Origin of the sequence: Dyella choica (genome assembly GCF_003977665.1) — a bacterium.
Taxonomy (GTDB): domain Bacteria; phylum Pseudomonadota; class Gammaproteobacteria; order Xanthomonadales; family Rhodanobacteraceae; genus Dyella_B; species Dyella_B choica.
The window spans coordinates 171,631-188,619 of the sequence record NZ_RYYV01000009.1 but is presented as its reverse complement, the minus strand read 5'-3'; the positions used below and the strand labels follow the sequence as shown (position 1 = coordinate 188,619).

At 62.6% G+C, this 16,989-nt stretch carries 25 protein-coding genes; 9 read left to right on the top strand and 16 right to left on the bottom strand.

All coding sequences use genetic code 11. The features are described 5' to 3' along the window. Positions 1-15: 15 nt before the first annotated feature. Positions 16-723, top strand: a complete 708-nt coding sequence (locus tag EKH80_RS13850; protein WP_126685358.1) for an alpha/beta fold hydrolase — start codon at positions 16-18, stop codon at positions 721-723. Positions 724-894: 171 nt separating this feature from the next. On the opposite strand, the gene EKH80_RS13845 is transcribed toward EKH80_RS13850, so the two are convergent. Next, complete coding sequence (locus tag EKH80_RS13845; RefSeq protein WP_230473682.1) at positions 895-1,875, bottom strand: flavin reductase; 981 nt, start codon at positions 1,873-1,875, stop codon at positions 895-897. Next, positions 1,820-2,392 (bottom strand): class I SAM-dependent methyltransferase, encoded by a 573-nt coding sequence (locus EKH80_RS13840; RefSeq protein WP_230473681.1) that lies wholly within the window; start codon positions 2,390-2,392, stop codon positions 1,820-1,822. The genes EKH80_RS13845 and EKH80_RS13840 overlap by 56 nt, the downstream gene beginning before the upstream one ends. Positions 2,393-2,730: 338 nt before the next feature. On the opposite strand from EKH80_RS13840, the gene EKH80_RS13835 reads away from it, so the two are divergent. Further along, positions 2,731-3,114 carry a hypothetical protein gene (locus tag EKH80_RS13835; RefSeq protein ID WP_126685355.1) on the top strand — a complete coding sequence of 128 codons (384 nt, stop codon included), beginning with the start codon at positions 2,731-2,733 and terminating at the stop codon, positions 3,112-3,114. Positions 3,115-3,222: 108 nt separating this feature from the next. Here EKH80_RS13835 and EKH80_RS13830 read toward each other — a convergent pair whose 3' ends face one another. From EKH80_RS13830 to EKH80_RS13805, 7 genes are all read right to left on the bottom strand, one after another. Continuing rightward, a complete protein-coding gene (locus tag EKH80_RS13830) occupies positions 3,223-3,411 on the bottom strand; it encodes a DUF805 domain-containing protein (protein ID WP_126685354.1) in 189 nt (62 codons plus the stop codon). Between the two features lie 75 nt (positions 3,412-3,486). Further along, positions 3,487-3,663: a hypothetical protein gene (locus tag EKH80_RS23840; RefSeq protein ID WP_158628840.1), complete on the bottom strand. Its 177-nt coding sequence runs from the start codon at positions 3,661-3,663 to the stop codon at positions 3,487-3,489. A gap of 43 nt (positions 3,664-3,706) precedes the next feature. Beyond that, a complete protein-coding gene (locus tag EKH80_RS13825) occupies positions 3,707-4,030 on the bottom strand; it encodes a hypothetical protein (protein WP_126685353.1) in 324 nt (107 codons plus the stop codon). Between the two features lie 52 nt (positions 4,031-4,082). Next, positions 4,083-4,427, bottom strand: coding sequence for a carboxymuconolactone decarboxylase family protein (locus tag EKH80_RS13820; RefSeq protein WP_126685352.1), 345 nt, complete (start codon positions 4,425-4,427; stop codon positions 4,083-4,085). Between the two features lie 170 nt (positions 4,428-4,597). After that, the gene (locus tag EKH80_RS13815; RefSeq protein WP_126685351.1) at positions 4,598-5,092 is read right to left on the bottom strand and encodes a RidA family protein; all 495 of its coding nucleotides are present in this window, start codon (positions 5,090-5,092) and stop codon (positions 4,598-4,600) included. Positions 5,093-5,114: 22 nt separating this feature from the next. Continuing rightward, positions 5,115-5,354, bottom strand: a complete 240-nt coding sequence (locus EKH80_RS13810; protein WP_230473680.1) for a hypothetical protein — start codon at positions 5,352-5,354, stop codon at positions 5,115-5,117. Between the two features lie 164 nt (positions 5,355-5,518). Beyond that, a complete protein-coding gene (locus tag EKH80_RS13805; protein ID WP_126685350.1) occupies positions 5,519-6,130 on the bottom strand; it encodes a hypothetical protein in 612 nt (203 codons plus the stop codon). Between the two features lie 145 nt (positions 6,131-6,275). Here EKH80_RS13805 and EKH80_RS13800 point away from each other — a divergent pair, with 145 nt between their 5' ends. Then, on the top strand, positions 6,276-6,965 hold the full coding sequence (locus EKH80_RS13800) for an aspartate/glutamate racemase family protein (protein WP_126685349.1): 690 nt from the start codon (positions 6,276-6,278) through the stop codon (positions 6,963-6,965). Between the two features lie 69 nt (positions 6,966-7,034). Here EKH80_RS13800 and EKH80_RS23835 read toward each other — a convergent pair whose 3' ends face one another. Next, a complete protein-coding gene (locus tag EKH80_RS23835; protein ID WP_158628839.1) occupies positions 7,035-7,532 on the bottom strand; it encodes a nuclear transport factor 2 family protein in 498 nt (165 codons plus the stop codon). Between the two features lie 195 nt (positions 7,533-7,727). On the opposite strand from EKH80_RS23835, the gene EKH80_RS13790 reads away from it, so the two are divergent. Together EKH80_RS13790 and EKH80_RS13785 are read left to right on the top strand one after the other, a co-directional pair. Next, the gene (locus EKH80_RS13790) at positions 7,728-8,810 is read left to right on the top strand and encodes a sensor histidine kinase (RefSeq protein WP_126685347.1); all 1,083 of its coding nucleotides are present in this window, start codon (positions 7,728-7,730) and stop codon (positions 8,808-8,810) included. After that, positions 8,807-9,559 (top strand): LytR/AlgR family response regulator transcription factor, encoded by a 753-nt coding sequence (locus EKH80_RS13785; RefSeq protein WP_126685346.1) that lies wholly within the window; start codon positions 8,807-8,809, stop codon positions 9,557-9,559. Before EKH80_RS13790 ends, EKH80_RS13785 begins: the two co-directional genes overlap by 4 nt. Positions 9,560-9,716: 157 nt before the next feature. Here EKH80_RS13785 and EKH80_RS13780 read toward each other — a convergent pair whose 3' ends face one another. Further along, on the bottom strand, positions 9,717-9,992 hold the full coding sequence (locus EKH80_RS13780; protein ID WP_126685345.1) for a lipid-A-disaccharide synthase N-terminal domain-containing protein: 276 nt from the start codon (positions 9,990-9,992) through the stop codon (positions 9,717-9,719). Continuing rightward, positions 9,989-10,291 carry a lipid-A-disaccharide synthase N-terminal domain-containing protein gene (locus EKH80_RS13775; protein ID WP_230473679.1) on the bottom strand — a complete coding sequence of 101 codons (303 nt, stop codon included), beginning with the start codon at positions 10,289-10,291 and terminating at the stop codon, positions 9,989-9,991. Before EKH80_RS13775 ends, EKH80_RS13780 begins: the two co-directional genes overlap by 4 nt. A 210-nt stretch (positions 10,292-10,501) precedes the next feature. On the opposite strand from EKH80_RS13775, the gene EKH80_RS13770 reads away from it, so the two are divergent. Then, a complete protein-coding gene (locus tag EKH80_RS13770) occupies positions 10,502-10,876 on the top strand; it encodes a YciI family protein (protein WP_126685343.1) in 375 nt (124 codons plus the stop codon). Between the two features lie 66 nt (positions 10,877-10,942). Here the strand turns inward: EKH80_RS13770 and EKH80_RS13765 are convergent, their stop codons facing one another. After that, positions 10,943-11,842, bottom strand: coding sequence for an ion channel (locus EKH80_RS13765; RefSeq protein WP_126685342.1), 900 nt, complete (start codon positions 11,840-11,842; stop codon positions 10,943-10,945). Between the two features lie 119 nt (positions 11,843-11,961). Between EKH80_RS13765 and EKH80_RS13760 the strand changes: the two genes are divergently transcribed. Next, a complete protein-coding gene (locus EKH80_RS13760) occupies positions 11,962-12,687 on the top strand; it encodes an HAD family hydrolase (RefSeq protein ID WP_126685341.1) in 726 nt (241 codons plus the stop codon). Positions 12,688-12,689: 2 nt separating this feature from the next. Then, the gene (locus tag EKH80_RS13755) at positions 12,690-12,878 is read left to right on the top strand and encodes a CPXCG motif-containing cysteine-rich protein (protein WP_126685340.1); all 189 of its coding nucleotides are present in this window, start codon (positions 12,690-12,692) and stop codon (positions 12,876-12,878) included. A 24-nt stretch (positions 12,879-12,902) separates the two neighbouring features. Here EKH80_RS13755 and pncA read toward each other — a convergent pair whose 3' ends face one another. Then, positions 12,903-13,538, bottom strand: coding sequence for a bifunctional nicotinamidase/pyrazinamidase (pncA, locus tag EKH80_RS13750; RefSeq protein ID WP_126685339.1), 636 nt, complete (start codon positions 13,536-13,538; stop codon positions 12,903-12,905). An 85-nt stretch (positions 13,539-13,623) separates the two neighbouring features. On the opposite strand from pncA, the gene EKH80_RS13745 reads away from it, so the two are divergent. Beyond that, on the top strand, positions 13,624-14,007 hold the full coding sequence (locus tag EKH80_RS13745; protein ID WP_126685338.1) for a hypothetical protein: 384 nt from the start codon (positions 13,624-13,626) through the stop codon (positions 14,005-14,007). Here EKH80_RS13745 and cls read toward each other — a convergent pair whose 3' ends face one another. After that, entirely contained in the window at positions 14,008-15,426 is a 1,419-nt protein-coding gene (gene cls / locus EKH80_RS13740; protein WP_230473678.1) for a cardiolipin synthase, read from the bottom strand. 180 nt (positions 15,427-15,606) lie between these two features. Next, positions 15,607-16,974, bottom strand: coding sequence for an FAD/NAD(P)-binding protein (locus EKH80_RS13735; protein ID WP_126685337.1), 1,368 nt, complete (start codon positions 16,972-16,974; stop codon positions 15,607-15,609). Positions 16,975-16,989: the final 15 nt, after the last annotated feature.

The window sequence follows — 16,989 nt, the reverse complement described above, 5'->3', positions numbered from 1 at the left end:
CTGGCCGGCGCGTAGATGGCAGCACTAGTCATCCTCCCTGGCCTTGACGGCACCACGACCATGCACGACGCGTTCAAGCACGCCGCGGCATCCGTTTTCGAGTCGGTAGTTGCCATCAGGTTTCCGGCGGAGCGGGTCCTTGGCTATGCCGCCCTGGAAGAATGGATAAGGCCTAGACTTCCCTGTGAGCAACCGTTTTGGTTGCTGGGTGAATCGTTTTCCGGACCGCTCGCCCTATCGATCGCCGCAAGCCCTCCGCCGAACCTCGCCGGCGTGATTCTCTCGACGACTTTTGCGCGGGTCGCCGTTCCCTGGCTGAAACCGCTTGCGCCGCTCGTTCGCATGGCACCCGCGCAGTACGCGCCCCTATCGTTGTTGCGTTGGCTACTGCTTGGAAGATGGGCGACCAAGCCATTGACCCAAGCACTGGCGGATGCGATATCCGAAGTCGCTCCCAACGTTCTGCAGGCGAGGGCAGCCTTGACGCTACAAGTGGACGTAACCTCGCTGCTGACGTCCATATCCTTGCCAGTGCTCTATCTGAGGGCGACCGAAGATAGGTTGCTCGCCCCCTCCGCATGGAAGCCGATTACCTCGGCCGTCAAGCACGCAAGAAAGGTGGACATCGAGGGGCCGCACTTGCTCCTCCAGGCACGGCCAGTTGAGTGTGCCAAGGCGATTGCTGGATTTATCCGTTCATCAGGCACGCCTTGCCACACCTGAGGAACACTGGACGTGACTTCCCAGCGCGTAGGCTGGGTTGCAAAACCTAGCATTGCCATGCCGATCGCTGCGCGATGCTGGGATTGCCATCCCAGCCTACGCGCTAAGAGCATCCGGCGTGACGGGCTTTCCTGGCGGGATGCCAGAAGTGTGGAATAGATCGGAGCATCCCTACACTTCCTTGAATGGCATGCCCTGCCGATGACGGTATGCCTGGTGGAAGCCCGCCGTGTGATGCAGCTGGTCGCCTTCGGCCCAATTTTCATCGGAAGCGATGCGGCAGAGGAAAAACGTGTGCAAGCCGATCTCCTGGCTGTGCACAATGGTCAACTCCCGAACACGTAACGCCGCCGCAACGGCGGGAATACCGAATTCCCGCGATGGCCGAAGCGGGAAGGGGAGTGCATCCCAGTTTGCAAGCGGCTGCTTGTGATGCTCGCTGAGCTTGTAAACCGTGGCCTTCATCGACGCCGGCATGCTGGACAGGGCAACCCGCCGGACTTCGCGCATGATCGGCTGTGAAACATTGGTGCTGCGAAGCGCAAGCGAAAAGAAGCCGCTGCGCTCCAGCGGGCCGATCAAGTCCATGGGGAAGATGTTCCGGTGTCCCGGCGCGTCGACGGAGACAAGGACAACGGGGCGCGGACGCAGATACGCTATCATCAGGTGCTGTGCTGCGGCGGGTTCCATATTCAAATGGCCCGATGCACGATTTTTCAGCATGCTCCGGTTCTGTAGCCACGCGTTCCACGAGCGGCGTGGCCATCCGAGGCAACGGTGTGCGCCGGCTTTTACGTGGTAGAGGGTAATGGCTGCCTCTTCCGCAGCGATCGAATCCGCGCGCACCAGGCGCAAAATTCCCAAAGCCTTGCCCGTCGCGCTGTCGCTGTACTCCAATGTGGGGAGTTGGCCGGCATCGAAGCTGGTCGCGATCATGAGCGGGTTTAGCGAAGCCACCGTGTGGTCGGTGGTGACATCTGCCGAGTTGCCGACCCATCGCAAGGTGGCGACGACGATCTGTGACGGAGGAACAATGGCAACCGGGGACCATTGCGGCAAGGGACGCACATACGGCCTTAACCAGTCTTTGAGCATTTCACAGCCGCCGCAGTAGTAGGAACATGTACAGATCGGTAGCCAGCCGCAAGCCACGCGGAGCAAGACGTTCGAGCCGGAAGTGCGGCGTGGCGGCACGCGCTACGATGCGCGGCGCAAACCGATGAATACGACTTTCGCTGGCAATGGCGTAGTGACCGCGCCGCAGCAGATTTACCAGGTTCTTTCGCCACCAGGCATAACGTGCGTCGCCGAGATAATAAGGATTGAGCATGCTGGCCAGCACAAAACCGCCCGGGTGGACCACGCGTGACAGCTCTTCGAACAGCAAGGTGTGATCCTCGAAATGATTGAGCACGGCGAAATTGGCAGTGACTCCCTGCACCTTGCAGGCCAGTGGCGATGGAATCTGGATGATCTTTTCGAGAGCGATTTCGTCGCTGCAATGCTGCACCAAATACTCGCGCATGGCTGCAGACGGTTCGTAGACGAAGGTGCGGTGTCCCTTGGCCGCAAACGCCTTTGCATCGATACCGGTTCCGGCACCGAAATCGAGCACGTCGGCGCCTTCGGGCAGGAGCTTCAGTGCCAGCCGCTGAAACCTGTTGCGCACCACCCGGTCCCGCGGCGAGTTCAGAATGAATTGGTGGTACTGCGCTCCGCTATGCATCTTGTTGATCGCCCTGGCAGGGTGTGGGCCTGATTGGCGCGTTGAGCGATCTTCGCCGCAGATCGGAATGGCCTTTCGCAGGTGAGTGCCGATCAAGCCATGGATGGTTGCGAGGGGGCGGCTTGTCGCCTCTTACTGGATCCGTCTGGCATTGATTGGGGTTCGCATGTACAAAGGCGCGTGGGGGCGGCGGCTGCATGGCCGATTCCACCAGGAGGGCTGGTTTTTTACTGCCTGCTGCTTACCTGCAGCAGGTTTTCTTTACGTTGTAGGGGGGAAGCATGAGCAGTGACAATCCGTATCAGGCACCACGTTCGGAAGTGGAAGATCGTCCACCATCGGACAGCGCCGACTTGCAGCAGATCGCCAGCGGGCAGAAGCTGATCATCTATTCGATCATCCTGAACTTTTTGACCATGGCGGCCAGGAGTTCCAGCGGTCTGGTGCTGGTGCTGAGCCTTGTCGCCGCGATCATGGCGATCGTCGGCATCGTCCGCCTTTGCGGGGGCTTTGGTCATTCCACCGGTACCAAGGTGTTGCTGGTGATCGGATGCCTGGTGCCGCTCGTCAACCTGGTGATTCTGGTGGTGTTGAGCGTGAAGGCCACCAGCCGGTTGCGGGAGGCCGGCTACAAGGTGGGCTTGCTCGGTGCATCGCCGCCTTAAGCGAGCACCGGTTGCGCGCTTGCACGATTGTGCATTGGCACGTCTACGGCTCCTCCCCTACTGCATGGAGGGGAGGAGCCGGAAATTTGCCGACTTACGTCCCAGGAATCAGGGCGAACGCGCCCGCTCGGTCGGCCACTGACTGAACGCAAACACGTACAGCATGATGATATTTACCAGCGGCACGAAGAGCAGCAGCGACCAGGCGCCGTGGTAGCCGGCTTTCGAAACGACCCTCCAAGCCGGAATCACGGCCAGGATGGCGGCGAGCAGTCCAAAGAACGGATGCGGATGCATAAGCCCTCACTTCTCCTTTTGGCTCCCCATCGGAGTGGGTCAAGCTTAGCCGGAGGGTGGGGCCGCCGCAGCCGCTCAGGCGGCGTCTTCGGTGGCCAGACTGGACGCCTGGGTTCGTTCGGTTTGAAGGGAGGCCTGCTGGCGCAGCCATTCGTCCTGGATGCGCTCGGCAACCAGGCATGGCTCGCCCATGCGGCATCGGGAGCAGGATTGGTTATGCAGCATCAGTGCCGCGACGACGGATGTGGTCATGCTGGTCCCCCCAAGGCCCCGCAACATCAGGGTCTTGATCAGCTTATCGGTCCAGGGACGATTCACTTGAGTCGGTGCCGGCTGCGGCGAGTAGCCAACGGGTGGGTGTGGAGATGCCGTGGGCTGCCAATGCTTCGTAGATGCGGCCGGTCACCCAGTCATAGTGATCAACCGATACGCGGTTGCGGATCGCGTCGGCCCGTTCCAGGAATTCGATCCAGAATTCGACACCCGGGGTCCGTTTCAGCAGTTGCGGCACGGCGCCGGCCAGCTCGGCCAGCTGTTGTTCGATTTCCTGCGGGGTCATGGGCACGACTTCACCACGCTCGGTAGCCAGGGTCTTCGGCCGGCCGTTGGCCAGCATCATGGATGACGTCTGGTGTCCCGAATTTTGAAATCGCGCACGGTTCGGGTGGCGGCTAGTGCCCCGCCTCGTGGGCGCTCACCGCATCCATCACCCGGGCCGAATACACCAGTGCGGCGCCCGCGTTGAGAGCAATGGCCACGCCCAGGGCTTCAGCGATTTCCTCGTGGCTGGCGCCATGTTTCAGCGCTTCACCGGTGTGCACCGTGATGCAGCCGTCACAGCGGGTGGTTACGGCCACGGCCAGGGCGATCAGTTCGCGGGTCTTGGCATCCAGCTGGCCGGTCTTTTGGCCGGCCTTGGACAGGGTCTGGTAGCCGGCGACGGTGTCGGGGCTGAGTTTGCCGATCTCGCCGATACGGCCCAGCAGTTGCTTGCGGTAATCCAGCCAGTCGAGCATGGGGAGGATCCTCACAGTGACCATTGGCAGCGAGGCGCAACGCCCGGCTGCTCATCCCCAATCATGCGCTCTTGCAGGGGCTAGAACATGTGAGCAGGCATGACAGATCCATTTCCGAGCAACCGGCCGTTGATCCAGGGAAGGCGGGATGACGGCATCGGAACTTCGGCTCAACCCTTGGGCGTGCGCTCCGATGGCCTTACCGGCGGGTGAGTCGATGACGCGGGCACCACCGCCACCGCGCTGACTTCGAGCATTACATCTTTGCTGAACAGGCCTTTCACTTCCACCAGGCTGGCGGTGGGCAGGGGGGCGCTCATGTATTGGTTGCGGATCTTGCGGTAGGTATCGACCTGCGACATGTCGGTCACATAAGTGGTCATCTCGACGAGGTCGGAGAAGTTCGCGCCGCCCGCCGCCAGCGCAGCTTTCAGGTTCTCGAAGGTCTGTCGTACCTGGGCCGCGAAATCGCCGGCGCCGACCAGCTTGCCGTGCTGGTCCAGCGGCACCTGGCCTGCGATGTACACCGTGCGGCCGCCATCGACGGTGACGACGTGCGTATAGCCGTGTGGCGCAGCAAGCGTGGGCGGATTGATGTGTTGCGCCCCGGCCAGGGATGAACCGGCAGGCAGTGCAAAAACCAACGCGAGCAGGGTGGATTTCATCGGCGACTCCAGTTGGATGATTTCAGGGCGTCCCTGTTTCAAGCCGCGCGCGGCGCCATTTGATCAACCGCCGCACCTGCTCGCCCAGCGCGTCGACGTTGAACGGCTTGGACAACAGGGACATGCCAGGGGGAAGTCTGAGGGAAGTGTAAGCGGCACTGGCATCGTAGCCGGTGATCAACAGCACCGGCACATCGGGTTGGCGGCTGCGCACGCTGTCGGACACGATGATCTTGACGGAGTGCTCGTCCGGGTCGAGCACATCGAAAGCAAATTGACACGACGACAGAAGCAGCCGTGGATGATTTGTTTTTCAGCACACTGACGCCTTTTCCTTGCCATCTGCCCCTGCCTAGCCCTTGACGATGCTCTGCAGTGCAGTGAAAAAGTCGTTAGCGACGGTAAAGCCCACCGGCGTGAAAAGGGTTAACGCAGCAGGACGGCTTTTTCCAGCGCGGCGTTGAGCGTGGCCACGATACGCTGCGCCAGTTCACCATACGTCGCCGCACGTGGATGGCGTTCCCGTTTGCCGCAATCGGCCAGCAGATCGACCGCCGCATAACCGTCGCCGTTGAGGGCGTGCGCATACAGGCAGGCCCGAGGTGCATCGAGAAAGGCCTGGATTTCCACGCCGAAGCGACTGGATATGTCGGCGGCAGCGGTGGGCGCGATGAAAATCGCCAGCGCGCGGCTGCCGCGGCGGCGCAGGTGGCGCATGGATTCCTCCATCTCCACCATCAGCAGGTGGCCTTCCGGCAGCGCCAGGTCTCGCATCAGCACGGCTTCGATCTCGCCGGCGGCTTTGCGCGCCTCCAGCTCGATGCGCCCCAGAAAGCCCATGCGCAGTTCCTGTCGGGTATGCCGCAGCGGCATCGTGGACACCTGCATGTCATCCTTGCGCACGATGCAGGAATGATTGACGCGTTCGAACGAGATGCCAGCCTCTTCGTAGCTCTGGTGGCAGTTCTGCGCGCTGATGCCGGCGTGCGCCGCCCAGGCGGCCTTGAGGTAAGCGAGATTGGGGCGGGTGCCGATCATGCAGGTCTCCAGGTCACTACCGCGCGGCCACGAGGCCGTGCTCAGCCAGGCTATCGGCCGCCCGCGAAGAAACTTCAATGCATCAGCCGTGTGCTTGCGGTAGGTTGGAGGGCAGATCCCGACCTCGGCAAGCAAAGGACGAAGGATGAAAACCCTGGGACTGATCGGCGGCATAAGCTGGGAATCCACCGTGCCCTACTATCGCCTGATCAATGAGACGGTCAAGACCCGATTGGGCGGCCTGCATTCGGCAAAGCTGGTGCTCTACAGCGTCGATTTCGAGGAGGTCGCCCGGTTGCAGCACGCCGGTGACTGGGATGCCGCCGGCCGCCTGTTTGCTGATGCCGCGCGTCGCCTGGAAGCAGCTGGCGCGGATGCCGTGGTGATCTGCGCCAACACCATGCACAAAGTCGCGCCGGCGATCGAAGCAGCCGTCCGCCTGCCGGTGTTGCACGTGGTGGACGGGGTGGCCGATGAGATCCGCGTGGCTGGGCTGCGCAAAGTGGGCCTGCTCGGCACGCGCTTCACCATGGAGCAACCCTTCTATGCCGAGCGCCTGCAACAGCACGGCATCGAGGCGCTGATACCGGGCGAACCGGCGCGCACGGAAATCCATCGCGTGATCTATCAGGAACTGTGCGTGGGGAAGATCGTCGATTCCTCGCGTGTGGCGTTCCGGAACATCATGGCTGAGCTGGTTGCCCAGGGCGCGGAAGCTATCATTCTCGCCTGCACCGAATTGTCCTTGCTGCTAGGGCCGCAGGATGCGACTGTGCCGCTCTTCGATACCACGCAGATTCATGCACGCCGGGCGGCGGAGTGGGCGATCGGATAGAGCGATGCGTCCGAACATTTCCCTCCCCTACTACCCGTAGGGGAGGGAGTAAATTCGAAGTATTACGTGTCAACCATGCACGCCGGTGTGCTGCGAATACAAAGCATGCCAGTGCCCGTCCTGGTAAAGGAACACATCGGCCGAAGTAGTGCCTTTTTGCGGGCCCAGCGACGTGTCGTAGAAGGACACGATAGCCATATCGCCGTGGATCGTCACGGTGCTGCCGATGTGGTGGTCTTTTTCGTACGCGGCCAGCTTGAGCTCGGCCTCGGCACGCGTAACGAGTTTGTGCTTGGCCATGCCGGAAAGCAGTGCCTGTTTGTCGTGCGCGCTGCCATCGGTGTTCACCGTGCGATAGTCGGGCATCAGCATGTCGGCCAGCCAAGCGCTGTCACCGGTCATTTCGGCAATGCTCCAATGCTGGTCGACCGCCAGGATGGCTGCTGCGGTGTGCTGGGTCTCATCGGTACCGACGGTGCCGGCATCCTGGCCATGCACGGAGAGGCTCGAACAGGCCAGCAGGACGGCGGCGAAGCCGCAGGTCAGGGTGGTGCGACTTACAGTCATGGCGGAACTCCGGGATGGGGAGCACGGAGCTTGTGAGGTCGCCATCGCCCATGCATGCGCTTTGTGACCGGAGCCCGCTGGATGGGGTGAGCGGTCAATAAACAAGGGTGGGCGGTAAGGGTTGTGGCGGGCGCTTCCCAAGCGGCAAGGCAACTCGCACACTTGACCGCGTATCGAAAGTCTACGGTCGCCGGCATGACGCAACTGCGAGCTCAAAAATGGAAGCCCTTGGCCCTTGCCTTCGTCTTCTGGACGATGCTGGCCTTGTCGTATGCCGCCAGCAATGTGTGGCAATCCATGAGCGAAAGCCATCCGACCTCATGGCATCGCGCACTCTCGTGGAGCTTCACCGACTTCTACCTGTGGATGGCGTTGACGCCATGGCTGGCCTGGCTTGGGCGGCTGGGGGCATCGGGGTGGCGGCGGTTCTGGTTGTTGCATCTTCCCTGCAGCCTGGCTACGGCGGGTGTGCAGAGCGCGCTTATGCTGGGGATTTTCTGGGTGGTGGTCGGCCCCAGTCCGAGCCGGGGCCTCTACACTTTCACCGACCTTCTGCACTATGAAGCCATCTACAAAAGCTATCTTTCGCTGCTCACCTATTGGCTGATGCTGATGGTGCTGCGTGGCCTCGCGTGGCGTCATTCATTGCGGGACGAACGCTTGCGCAACGCTCAACTGGAGAGTCAGCTGGCGCAGACCCAATTGCAGGCGTTGCGCATGCAGCTGCAGCCCCACTTTCTGTTCAATACGCTCAATGCGATATCCGCGCTGGTGCTTGCCGATCCGCAACAGTCGAAGCTGATGATCGCGCGGCTTAGCGATTTCCTGCGCCTTACGCTGGAGGAGCGGCATGCGCAGCAGGTTTCGCTGTCGCGCGAATTGCAGTTCGTCGATGCGTACCTCGGCATCCAGCAGGTACGTTTCCAGGATCGGCTGACGGCGGAGGTGGATATTGGCGATACGGGCGCGGCGATGGTGCCCAGCCTGATCCTGCAGCCGCTGGTGGAAAACGCGCTGCGTCACGGCTTGCTGGAAAAGACCGGAGGCGGGCACGTGAGGATAGTCGCGCGGCGCGTTGACAGCGATCTGCATTTGCGCGTGGAAGACGATGGGCTGGGCTTGCCGGAGACCGGCTTGAAGGAAGGCGTTGGCCTTGGCAACACGCGTGCCCGCTTGAAGGCGATGTTCGGCGATGCGGCCGTGATGCGCATGTCGAGTCGGCCGGAGGGTGGTACCTGCATTGATTTGAACTTCCCCTTCGTAGCAGGCCGCCCATGAAGCCACGCATCCGAGCATTGCTGGTCGACGACGAAATCCTGGCGCGCGTCGCCATCCGCCAGGCCTTGGCCACGCATCTGGGCATCGAAGTGATCGGCGAATGCGGCAATATCCTGGAGGCAAGGCAGGCCGTCGTCGCCCTCGCGCCGGAGCTGGTCTTTCTCGATATCCAGATGCCTGGCGGCGACGGCTTCGGCTTGTTGGAGGAGGGCATTCCCGTCGATGCGCGGCCGATGGTGGTCTTTACCACAGCTTTCGCCGAACACGCGTTGCGCGCGTTCGACGCCAACGCGATCGATTATGTGCTCAAGCCGATCGACCAGGCCCGCTTCGACCAGGCCATGGATCGGGTGTACAAGCATTGGCGTGGCCTGCAACTGCAGCGCGGCGCTTCGGTCGTTCACGGCGGCGGCGATTACGTGAAGCGCGTCAGCGTGCAGGTGGCCGAACGGACCATCGTGATCCCGGTGTCGGACATCGACTGGATTCGCGCCGACGACAACTACGTGCGCATTCACGCGAACGGCACGACCTACCTGCATCGCGAAACCATGCGCGACCTCCATGCCTCGCTGGATCCCGTGCATTTCCTGCGCATCCATCGCAGCATCGTCGTCAACATGAATCGCATCCGCGAAGTGCATACCCTGTTCCAGGGGCATGCCGAAGTCGTGCTTTACGATGGTACGCGGCTCGACCTGAGCCGGCGCTACCGGCATGCCGCGCGCAGTGCGCTACGGCTGCGCTGAAGGACGTCGGCATTAGGGTAATACGGTGAGCTGTAGCGTCTCGGCGATGCGCGTCTGGTGAAACGTAGGCTGGGATGGCAATCCCAGCACCGAGATGCCGCATGCAAAGCTGGGATTGTCATCCCAGCCTACGCTCTGCAGTGGAATCAGGGGTTCCCTAGTCCGCGTCGGGCTGCTTGCGCAGCATGATCAGGTTGCGCAGGAAAATCACCAGGGTCACCGACTCGCCGATGATGAAGACCATTTCGCGCTGATGGATCGCGTAGCTCAGCACGACCACGCCACCGGCCACGCTCAGGTACCAGAAGGCGGGCGGGATCAGGCTCTGGCCGCGCGCTTCGCTGTACAGCCATTGCACCAGGAAGCGCACGCCGAACAGCAGCTGCCCGAGCATGCCCGCGCCGATCCAGAGGGTCTGGTTGTCCAGGGTCATGACGCCAGCTCCGAGGATTCCGAGGATTCGGACGCGGGCTCTTTGCGGCCGCGCCGGCGCATCTGCAGGTTGCGCAGGTAGATCAGCAATCCGCTGGCCTGGGCCACAATGAAGACGGGATCCTTCTTGTAGCAGGCGTAGCACAGCAGCAGCAGGGCGCCGATGATGCTGGCGTACCAGAACGCCAGCGGTATCACGCTGCGCTGTTTGTATTCGCTATAGAGCCATTGCAGCAGAAAGCGGCCGGAAAACACCGTCTGGCCGATCAATCCCAGCACGAGCCAGGCGTTGTTAAGCATTCCCATTCAGGTTACTCGGAGGGGTAGTACGGGGCATCAAGACGCCGGTATTTCACAGGCAAACGCGTGAACTATATGACAGGCATACCGGGCGCGTCTCGAACGGTGAGAGAAAAGGCCGCTGAAATGCCCCTGGACCGCGTTCCCGGCTTGGCCTACCCTGCGCCGGCTGTCGGCCGCCTTTCCCCTCGATGTCCCTGCGAGTACCCCATGAAATTCCTGGTCATGATCTATAACGACGACACCTTGCTGGACGCGCTGCCCCCGGGCCAGTACGACACGATGATGAACGGCTGCTTCAAGCACGCGGATGAGTTGCGCGCCGAGGGCCACCTGCTTGATTCCATGCAGTTGGAACCCCCCGCGCGAACCAAGACTGTGCGCGTGCGCAACAACCGCACCACCGTGATCGATGGGCCCTATGCGGAGGCACGGGAATACCTCGGTGGCTTCAACCTGGTCGAGGCGAAAGATATCGACGAGGCTGTGCGCATTGCGCAGACGTTCCCGTGGGCGGCTACGGGATGCATCGAGGTGCGGCCGGTGAGGGATATCGACGCGGAAAGGCTGAGGGTGGGGGCGTAGGTTGGGCTGCAAACCCCAACACTGACCTATCGACCGGGATGGCGACGTTGGGGTTTGCACCCCAGCCTAGCGTTCCTCATCCAGCGGCAGCACCTCATGGAAGACGTTGTAGTCGATAACGCTGACGCCATTGTTGTCCCGTTGGACTAGGTCGACATAGCGGTAATTCCAGCGCACTTCCTTGATGCCCCATTGATAGCGGGCCAGCATCGATTGTGACGTGGTTTCGTCGACACCTTCGATGGTGAGCAGCAGGGCCGTCTCGCTCGCCTCCAGGCTTTCGGGCGTGGCGCCATAGAGCGGGCTTTCCTCGTCGATCACGTGCATCAGGCTCCAGCTCAGCATGAAGATCGGGTGGTGATCGCGGACCAGTTTCAGGTCTTCGATGCGGCGCAGCTGAAAGCCCTCCGGCGAGGCGTGCAGGCGAATCAGATGCAGCTGGGCCGAGGCCTGAGCGATCAGGTTCTGCCGCATGTTGGCGGCGCGCATCATCAGGGTTTGCTTGCCGTCGATCATGCGCACCACAGGGTGCTTGCCGAACAGGATCTTCGCTTGCGGCCGCGAGAAGCGCGCGAAGATAAGGCCGGTGAAAACGGCGATATTGCCCATTCCCAGGATGATTTCCGCGGTGGCTACGACGTGCGCGTAGATCGACTGCGGGTGCATATCGCCATAACCCACCGTGGCCAGCGTTTCCACGCTGAAGAAAAACGCCCCGGCCAGCCCCTTCGGGAACTGGTTGGCGATGCCGTTCGGGTCGAGCTGGTAGAGCATCGCGAAGAGGGCGTTGAAGATCAGGAACACGCTGACCGCCATGCCGAAGAAGCCCGGCCAGCTCATGGTCAGCGCGCGGTGATAGAAATCGTCCCAGAAGCGCTCCTTCAGCCCGTGGGATACGAACGGACGTCCGCCGATCTGTACGACGCGCGGCCGCTGCCAGAAAGACCCTGTCCGATTGCCGTTCATGTGCGACTCCCACCTGGTGCTTAAGAGCGAATTGTAGCGTTCGCGCCGGGACCTCCGGCACGGCATGCGCCGGGTTGGCCGGCGCGGTAAGCTTGCCAATCCCTCTCCAAGGATGCGCCATGCTCAAGCTCATCGGTTTCGACGGCGACGACACGCTTTGGCATAGCGAGGGCTATTACCGCGAAGCCAGCGCTCGCTTCACCGATATCATCGGGCGCTACGTGGACGTGGGCGATGTCCAGGTCCAGGCCAGCATGCTGGCGACCGAGCGGCGCAATCTTAAGCTGTTTGGCTACGGGGCCAAAGGCATGACGCTGTCGATGGTGGAAACGGCCATAGCCGTCACCGAAGGCAGCATCTCCGCCGCCGACATTCATGCCCTGGTGGAGATCGGCAAGACAGTGTTGCAGCATCCGGTGGAGCTGCTGCCGGGTGTGCGCGAGGCGGTGGCCGCCGTGGCCGAGCATCACGAAGTGGTGCTGATCACCAAGGGCGACCTGTTCCACCAGGAGAAGAAAGTGGCGCAGTCCGGCATGGCGGACTTGTTCCACCGGATCGAGATCGTGTCGGAAAAGGACGTGACGACCTATCGCCGGGTGCTCAGCGAGTTCTCGCTGCAGCCTGTGCAGTTCGCCATGGTGGGCAATTCATTGCGCTCGGACATCGAGCCGGTGATCCGCCTGGGCGGGTGGGGCGTGCACATGCCTTACCACGTGACCTGGGAGCACGAACTGGAAAACGGCCTGGGCGAGGCGGACGCGCCCCGGATGCTCACCGTCGATATGCCTTCGGCCATTCCTGTCGCTATCGCGCAGCTGGCCGAACGGGCCATGTCCCTGGCATGAGCATGCTGACGCCACGCACCATCCAATGCCCCTATTGCGGCGAGCGCATCGAGCTGCTGGTCGACGCGTCGGCGGGCGACCAGCATTACGTCGAGGACTGCCAGGTGTGTTGCCGGCCGATCAGCGTGGCGGTGTGGATCGGGGCGGATGAGGAGGTGCAGGTGAGCGTGGCGGGAGAAGACGAGGCTTGATGCTGCTCCTTTCCCTGCAGCCGGTCAGGACAGCTGGGCCGACTCCACGACCCCTACCCCCAAGTTCTCCAGCATCGCCCGCGTAGCCGCATCACTGTCCGGCGTCACCGGCCGCGTCAGGTCCCATACCACGTGCGCCCGGAATCCCAGCGCCAGCGCATCCTGCACCGTCCACAACACGCAGACTTCGCGCGCCAGCCCTACCGCGTACACCTCGTTCACGCCGCGCTCCCGCAGCCAGCCAGCCAGCCCGGTGCTGGGGCGCCGGCCATCCGGTCCGTGGTTCTCTTGAAAGGCGCTATAGGAATCCACCTGCGGATGACTGCCCTTGCGCAGGATCAGGTCCACCGGCGACCAGTCGACACCTGGGTGCAGTGCCGCACCCGGCGTGGCCTGCACGCAGTGGTCCGGCCACAGGGTTTGCGGATGGCCGTAAAGCGGGATCTGCTCGAACGGGCGCTTGCCAGCGTGCGTGCTGGCGAAGGAGACGTGTCCGCGCGGGTGCCAGTCCTGAGTGGCTACCACGTGCCTGAAAAGGCGACTGTGCAGCAACCGGTCGATGCCGGCAACGATGGCGTCCTCGGCATGGCAGGCCAGCGCGCCGCCGGGCATGAAATCCGGTTGCAGGTCGACGACGATCAGGGCGGCTTGGGAGTGCATGATGGGTCTGCTGAGCGGGCGCATGATTCCAACTCGCTTCGCCGGCATAATGCAAGCGATCACTGCGGGCAGGCGGGAACGGTAGATGCATTACGACCAATCGTGGATGGGGTATGGCCTGGAGGGCGGACTGGAAGCGGGCGCGATCAGCGCGGTCGTAGCCCTGCTGCTGTACCTGGTGTTGCACGTCATTGGCCGCAAACAAGGCTGGAACCCGCTGCGCGTGATCACCATCGCCTTCCTGCTTTCCCTGCTGCTTACCGCCAGTGGCGACTTGTGGGACCTGGTCTATTTCAACTACGCGAACATGAATTCGATTCAGTTCCTGAAGGCGCGGCTGGCGCAGGTGCACGATCCGGACAATATCGGGCAGCGCGTGTTCTGGGAGATGGTCGGGGCGCTGGTCGGCGCTGGCCTGGGCTGGATCCTTCGCGGCGGCGACTGGCGGCGGGCGCTGCGCGGAGATTAACTACAATATCGGGTCAAACAGCCGCGCCACATGCATGGCGAGCTTCCTTGGATAAGTTGCCTTGCGGTATTCCTCGCGCGTGATTTCAGTCGACTTGCTGAAGTCCTCCTGCAGCATTTGCTCCACGTCGCGGGCAAACGCCTGATCCACGCTCAACGCGCCGATCTCGAAATTGAGCCGGAACGAGCGGTTGTCCAGGTTCATGCTGCTGACGCAGGCAGCGTCGTCGTCGATCAGGATGACCTTCTGATGCATGAAGCCTGGCCGGTAGCGATACATGCGGACGCCGGCCTCGATCGCATCGCGCGCGTGCAGGCTCGAAGCAAGAAACACGGTGTGGTGATCCGGGCGCGAGGGCAGCAGCACGCGCACGTCCACGCCGCGCATTACCGCCAGGCGCAACGCGGTCATCACGGCCTGGTCGGGAACGAAGTAGGGCGTGCTGAGCCATAAGCGCTTGCGTGCGGCGTTGATGGCGACCGTAAAGAAAAGCGAGCAGGTTTCCTGCAGGTCGGCTGGGCCGGTGACCGCAATCAGCGTATGGGCGCCGCCTTGGGCCGGACGAGGCGGCAGCATGGGCGGCAATTCCCCGGTCACCCAGTGCCAGTCCACGGCAAAGCTGCGCTGCAGGTCGTCCACGGCCGGTCCGGCCAGCTGCAGATGGGTGTCGCGCCAGGGGGAGAGAGGCGGCTTCAGGCCCAGATACTCATCCCCGACGTTGAGACCGCCCACGAAACCCTGGCAGCCGTCGACCACGACAATCTTGCGATGGTTGCGGAAATTGAGCTGGAAGCGATGGGGGCGCCGTTGCGTGGCAAACGGCTGGATCGCCACGCCGCCCTGGCGCAGGGTTTCTACATAGTGCCGGGGCAGGGCATGGCTGCCGATGCCGTCGAACAGCACGAACACGCGCACGCCGGCAGCTGCCCGCTCAAGCAAGGCTTGCTGCATGCGGTGCCCGAGGCCATCGGCATGGAAGATGAAGAACTGCACCAGAATGCAGTGTTCGGCCCGCGCGATGGCCTGAAAGATCGCTTCGAAAGCCGCTTCGCCATCGACCAGCAATTTCAACTGCTGCCCGGGATGAAACGTGCCATGCATCATCTGCATCAGCGCGGTGTAGCGAATGCACGACGGGGGGGCGTCGACATGTTCACCGCGTTGCAACGCCTGCGAAAATCGCTGGCGATGCACGCGATGCAGCGTTACATAGCCCTGGAAATGGCTGCGCCCGAGATAGAGGTAAGGCAGCAGCGTGACGTAAGGCAGCAGCGACAAGCCCAGCGCCCATGCGAACGCACCTTGCGGAGTGCGCGTATTCATCACTGCATGCATGGCGGCAAGGATGCCGGCCACATGCAGCATGAAGGCGAGCAAGGCGAGGAGTTGCGCTAAGGTCATGGGCGTGAAGTAGACCATGCCTCTTCGCGTTGGGCGAGGGGACACCCGATGGTTCCAAGCATGCCGCGATCGGCTCCCTCCCCTACGTGCAGTAGGGGAGGGTTGGGGTGGGGTGAAGCAGCCTCGCGGTCAATTCAAACTATGCCGCAAGCCCACACAACCCCACCCTGCCGTCGCAGGGGAGGGGCAGTCCGGAAGTCAGTCCGCCAGCAAATGATCCGCCAGGTGCCGCGCCTGTTGTCGTATTTCCGGCATGGCGGTGGATTCCCACAAGGTGCCGCGCAGCATGCTGCCGATAGCAAACAGTCGCGGCCACGCAGTGCCGTCGTGTAGCAGGCGGCCGTCCGGCATGGCTTGTAGCCCCAAGCCGAAAGGGTCGGGGCGGATGTGGCCGTTGGTGACCATCTGTTGCAACAGGGGGTGCTGGGTGCGGCGGATGTCGTTGTCCAGACCGATGCATTGCACGACCAGGTCGGCATCAAGCGTGCGTTCGCGCTTGTCGCCTTTCGGTACGAAGCGCAATTGCGGGCCGTGCTCGCCTAGCGTTACGCCGTGCAGGTGCCCGCCGTGGCGTTGCAGGCGGCCTTTTTTTTCCAGCGCGGCGATGGATTGTGCCACCTGCAGTGGCAGGCGATGGCGCGCGCGCTCCCACGCCCAACGCGCATGGCGCAGGAAACGCGAGCGGTCGGCGAGCGACAGCAACTGCCAGAGTTCCTGTGTATGTGGACGCAGGCAGTCGATCACGCGGCGCCAGTCGTCGGTATGCCCGACGGCTTCGCGCAGCAGACGCATCCAGGTGCGCATGTCCGGTGCATCGCGCATCGCCTCGATCAGTTCCTCGCTGTCTTCGAACGGCAGCGCGGCGCTGGCCTGGTGCGCTTCCGGCAGCAGGCCGTGACGGGAAATTCCCGTGAAGTGTGCATTCGGCCACAGTGCTGCCAGTTCGACGATCACATCGACGGCAGTCAGCCCCAGGCCGATGACCACGACATGATGGGCCTGCGCGTGCGGCTTGGCTTCGGCAAGAAAGGGCCATGGTTGCATGATGTAGCGACCGCTGGCCAGGGCGCTGTCATCCACTTGCGAAAGCGGACGCGGCGGCAAGGTGCCGAGCGCGAGCACGGCGGCTTCGACGCGCGTGGTGGCTTCCCCCTGAAAGAGGGTGACGCCGTCGTTTTCGGGCACCATCGCATCGACTTCGTAGGGCACTACACGTACATCGTGGCCATTGCTCTTGGCGCGTGCCAACGCGCTGGCGGTTTGGGCTTCAAGGTATTCGCCGTAGCGGCAACGGGGCAGGAAATCGGTGCCGGAAATGCTGGGATCAGCCTTCTGCATGTGTTCCAGAAAGCCACTGGGCCGGCTGGCGAACATGCCCATGGAGGCGGCGCGCACGTTAAGCAGATGCCGTTCCGAGCGCGTACCGTAAGCAACGCCGCGACCTGGCGTGCCGCCGCCGGTGTACCAGTCCAGGTGTAGCGGCTGCGACACGGGGCGCTCCAGCAGTTCGCTTAGCAGCGTAGCCCCCGCGGCGCCGCCGCCAATGATGGCGACGCGTCGAAACATGTCACTCCTTGAATG

Coding starts and splice junctions, on each gene's coding strand:
- EKH80_RS13850 (WP_126685358.1), top strand. CDS start 16: ATGGCAGCACTAGTCATCCTCCCTGGCCTTGACGGCACCACGACCATG.
- EKH80_RS13835 (WP_126685355.1), top strand. CDS start 2,731: ATGAGCAGTGACAATCCGTATCAGGCACCACGTTCGGAAGTGGAAGAT.
- EKH80_RS13830 (WP_126685354.1), bottom strand. CDS start 3,411: ATGCATCCGCATCCGTTCTTTGGACTGCTCGCCGCCATCCTGGCCGTG.
- EKH80_RS23840 (WP_158628840.1), bottom strand. CDS start 3,663: ATGACCACATCCGTCGTCGCGGCACTGATGCTGCATAACCAATCCTGC.
- EKH80_RS13825 (WP_126685353.1), bottom strand. CDS start 4,030: ATGATGCTGGCCAACGGCCGGCCGAAGACCCTGGCTACCGAGCGTGGT.
- EKH80_RS13820 (WP_126685352.1), bottom strand. CDS start 4,427: ATGCTCGACTGGCTGGATTACCGCAAGCAACTGCTGGGCCGTATCGGC.
- EKH80_RS13815 (WP_126685351.1), bottom strand. CDS start 5,092: ATGAAATCCACCCTGCTCGCGTTGGTTTTTGCACTGCCTGCCGGTTCA.
- EKH80_RS13805 (WP_126685350.1), bottom strand. CDS start 6,130: ATGATCGGCACCCGCCCCAATCTCGCTTACCTCAAGGCCGCCTGGGCG.
- EKH80_RS13800 (WP_126685349.1), top strand. CDS start 6,276: ATGAAAACCCTGGGACTGATCGGCGGCATAAGCTGGGAATCCACCGTG.
- EKH80_RS23835 (WP_158628839.1), bottom strand. CDS start 7,532: ATGACTGTAAGTCGCACCACCCTGACCTGCGGCTTCGCCGCCGTCCTG.
- EKH80_RS13790 (WP_126685347.1), top strand. CDS start 7,728: ATGACGCAACTGCGAGCTCAAAAATGGAAGCCCTTGGCCCTTGCCTTC.
- EKH80_RS13785 (WP_126685346.1), top strand. CDS start 8,807: ATGAAGCCACGCATCCGAGCATTGCTGGTCGACGACGAAATCCTGGCG.
- EKH80_RS13780 (WP_126685345.1), bottom strand. CDS start 9,992: ATGACCCTGGACAACCAGACCCTCTGGATCGGCGCGGGCATGCTCGGG.
- EKH80_RS13775 (WP_230473679.1), bottom strand. CDS start 10,291: ATGCTTAACAACGCCTGGCTCGTGCTGGGATTGATCGGCCAGACGGTG.
- EKH80_RS13770 (WP_126685343.1), top strand. CDS start 10,502: ATGAAATTCCTGGTCATGATCTATAACGACGACACCTTGCTGGACGCG.
- EKH80_RS13765 (WP_126685342.1), bottom strand. CDS start 11,842: ATGAACGGCAATCGGACAGGGTCTTTCTGGCAGCGGCCGCGCGTCGTA.
- EKH80_RS13760 (WP_126685341.1), top strand. CDS start 11,962: ATGCTCAAGCTCATCGGTTTCGACGGCGACGACACGCTTTGGCATAGC.
- EKH80_RS13755 (WP_126685340.1), top strand. CDS start 12,690: ATGCTGACGCCACGCACCATCCAATGCCCCTATTGCGGCGAGCGCATC.
- pncA (WP_126685339.1), bottom strand. CDS start 13,538: ATGCACTCCCAAGCCGCCCTGATCGTCGTCGACCTGCAACCGGATTTC.
- EKH80_RS13745 (WP_126685338.1), top strand. CDS start 13,624: ATGCATTACGACCAATCGTGGATGGGGTATGGCCTGGAGGGCGGACTG.
- cls (WP_230473678.1), bottom strand. CDS start 15,426: ATGGTCTACTTCACGCCCATGACCTTAGCGCAACTCCTCGCCTTGCTC.
- EKH80_RS13735 (WP_126685337.1), bottom strand. CDS start 16,974: ATGTTTCGACGCGTCGCCATCATTGGCGGCGGCGCCGCGGGGGCTACG.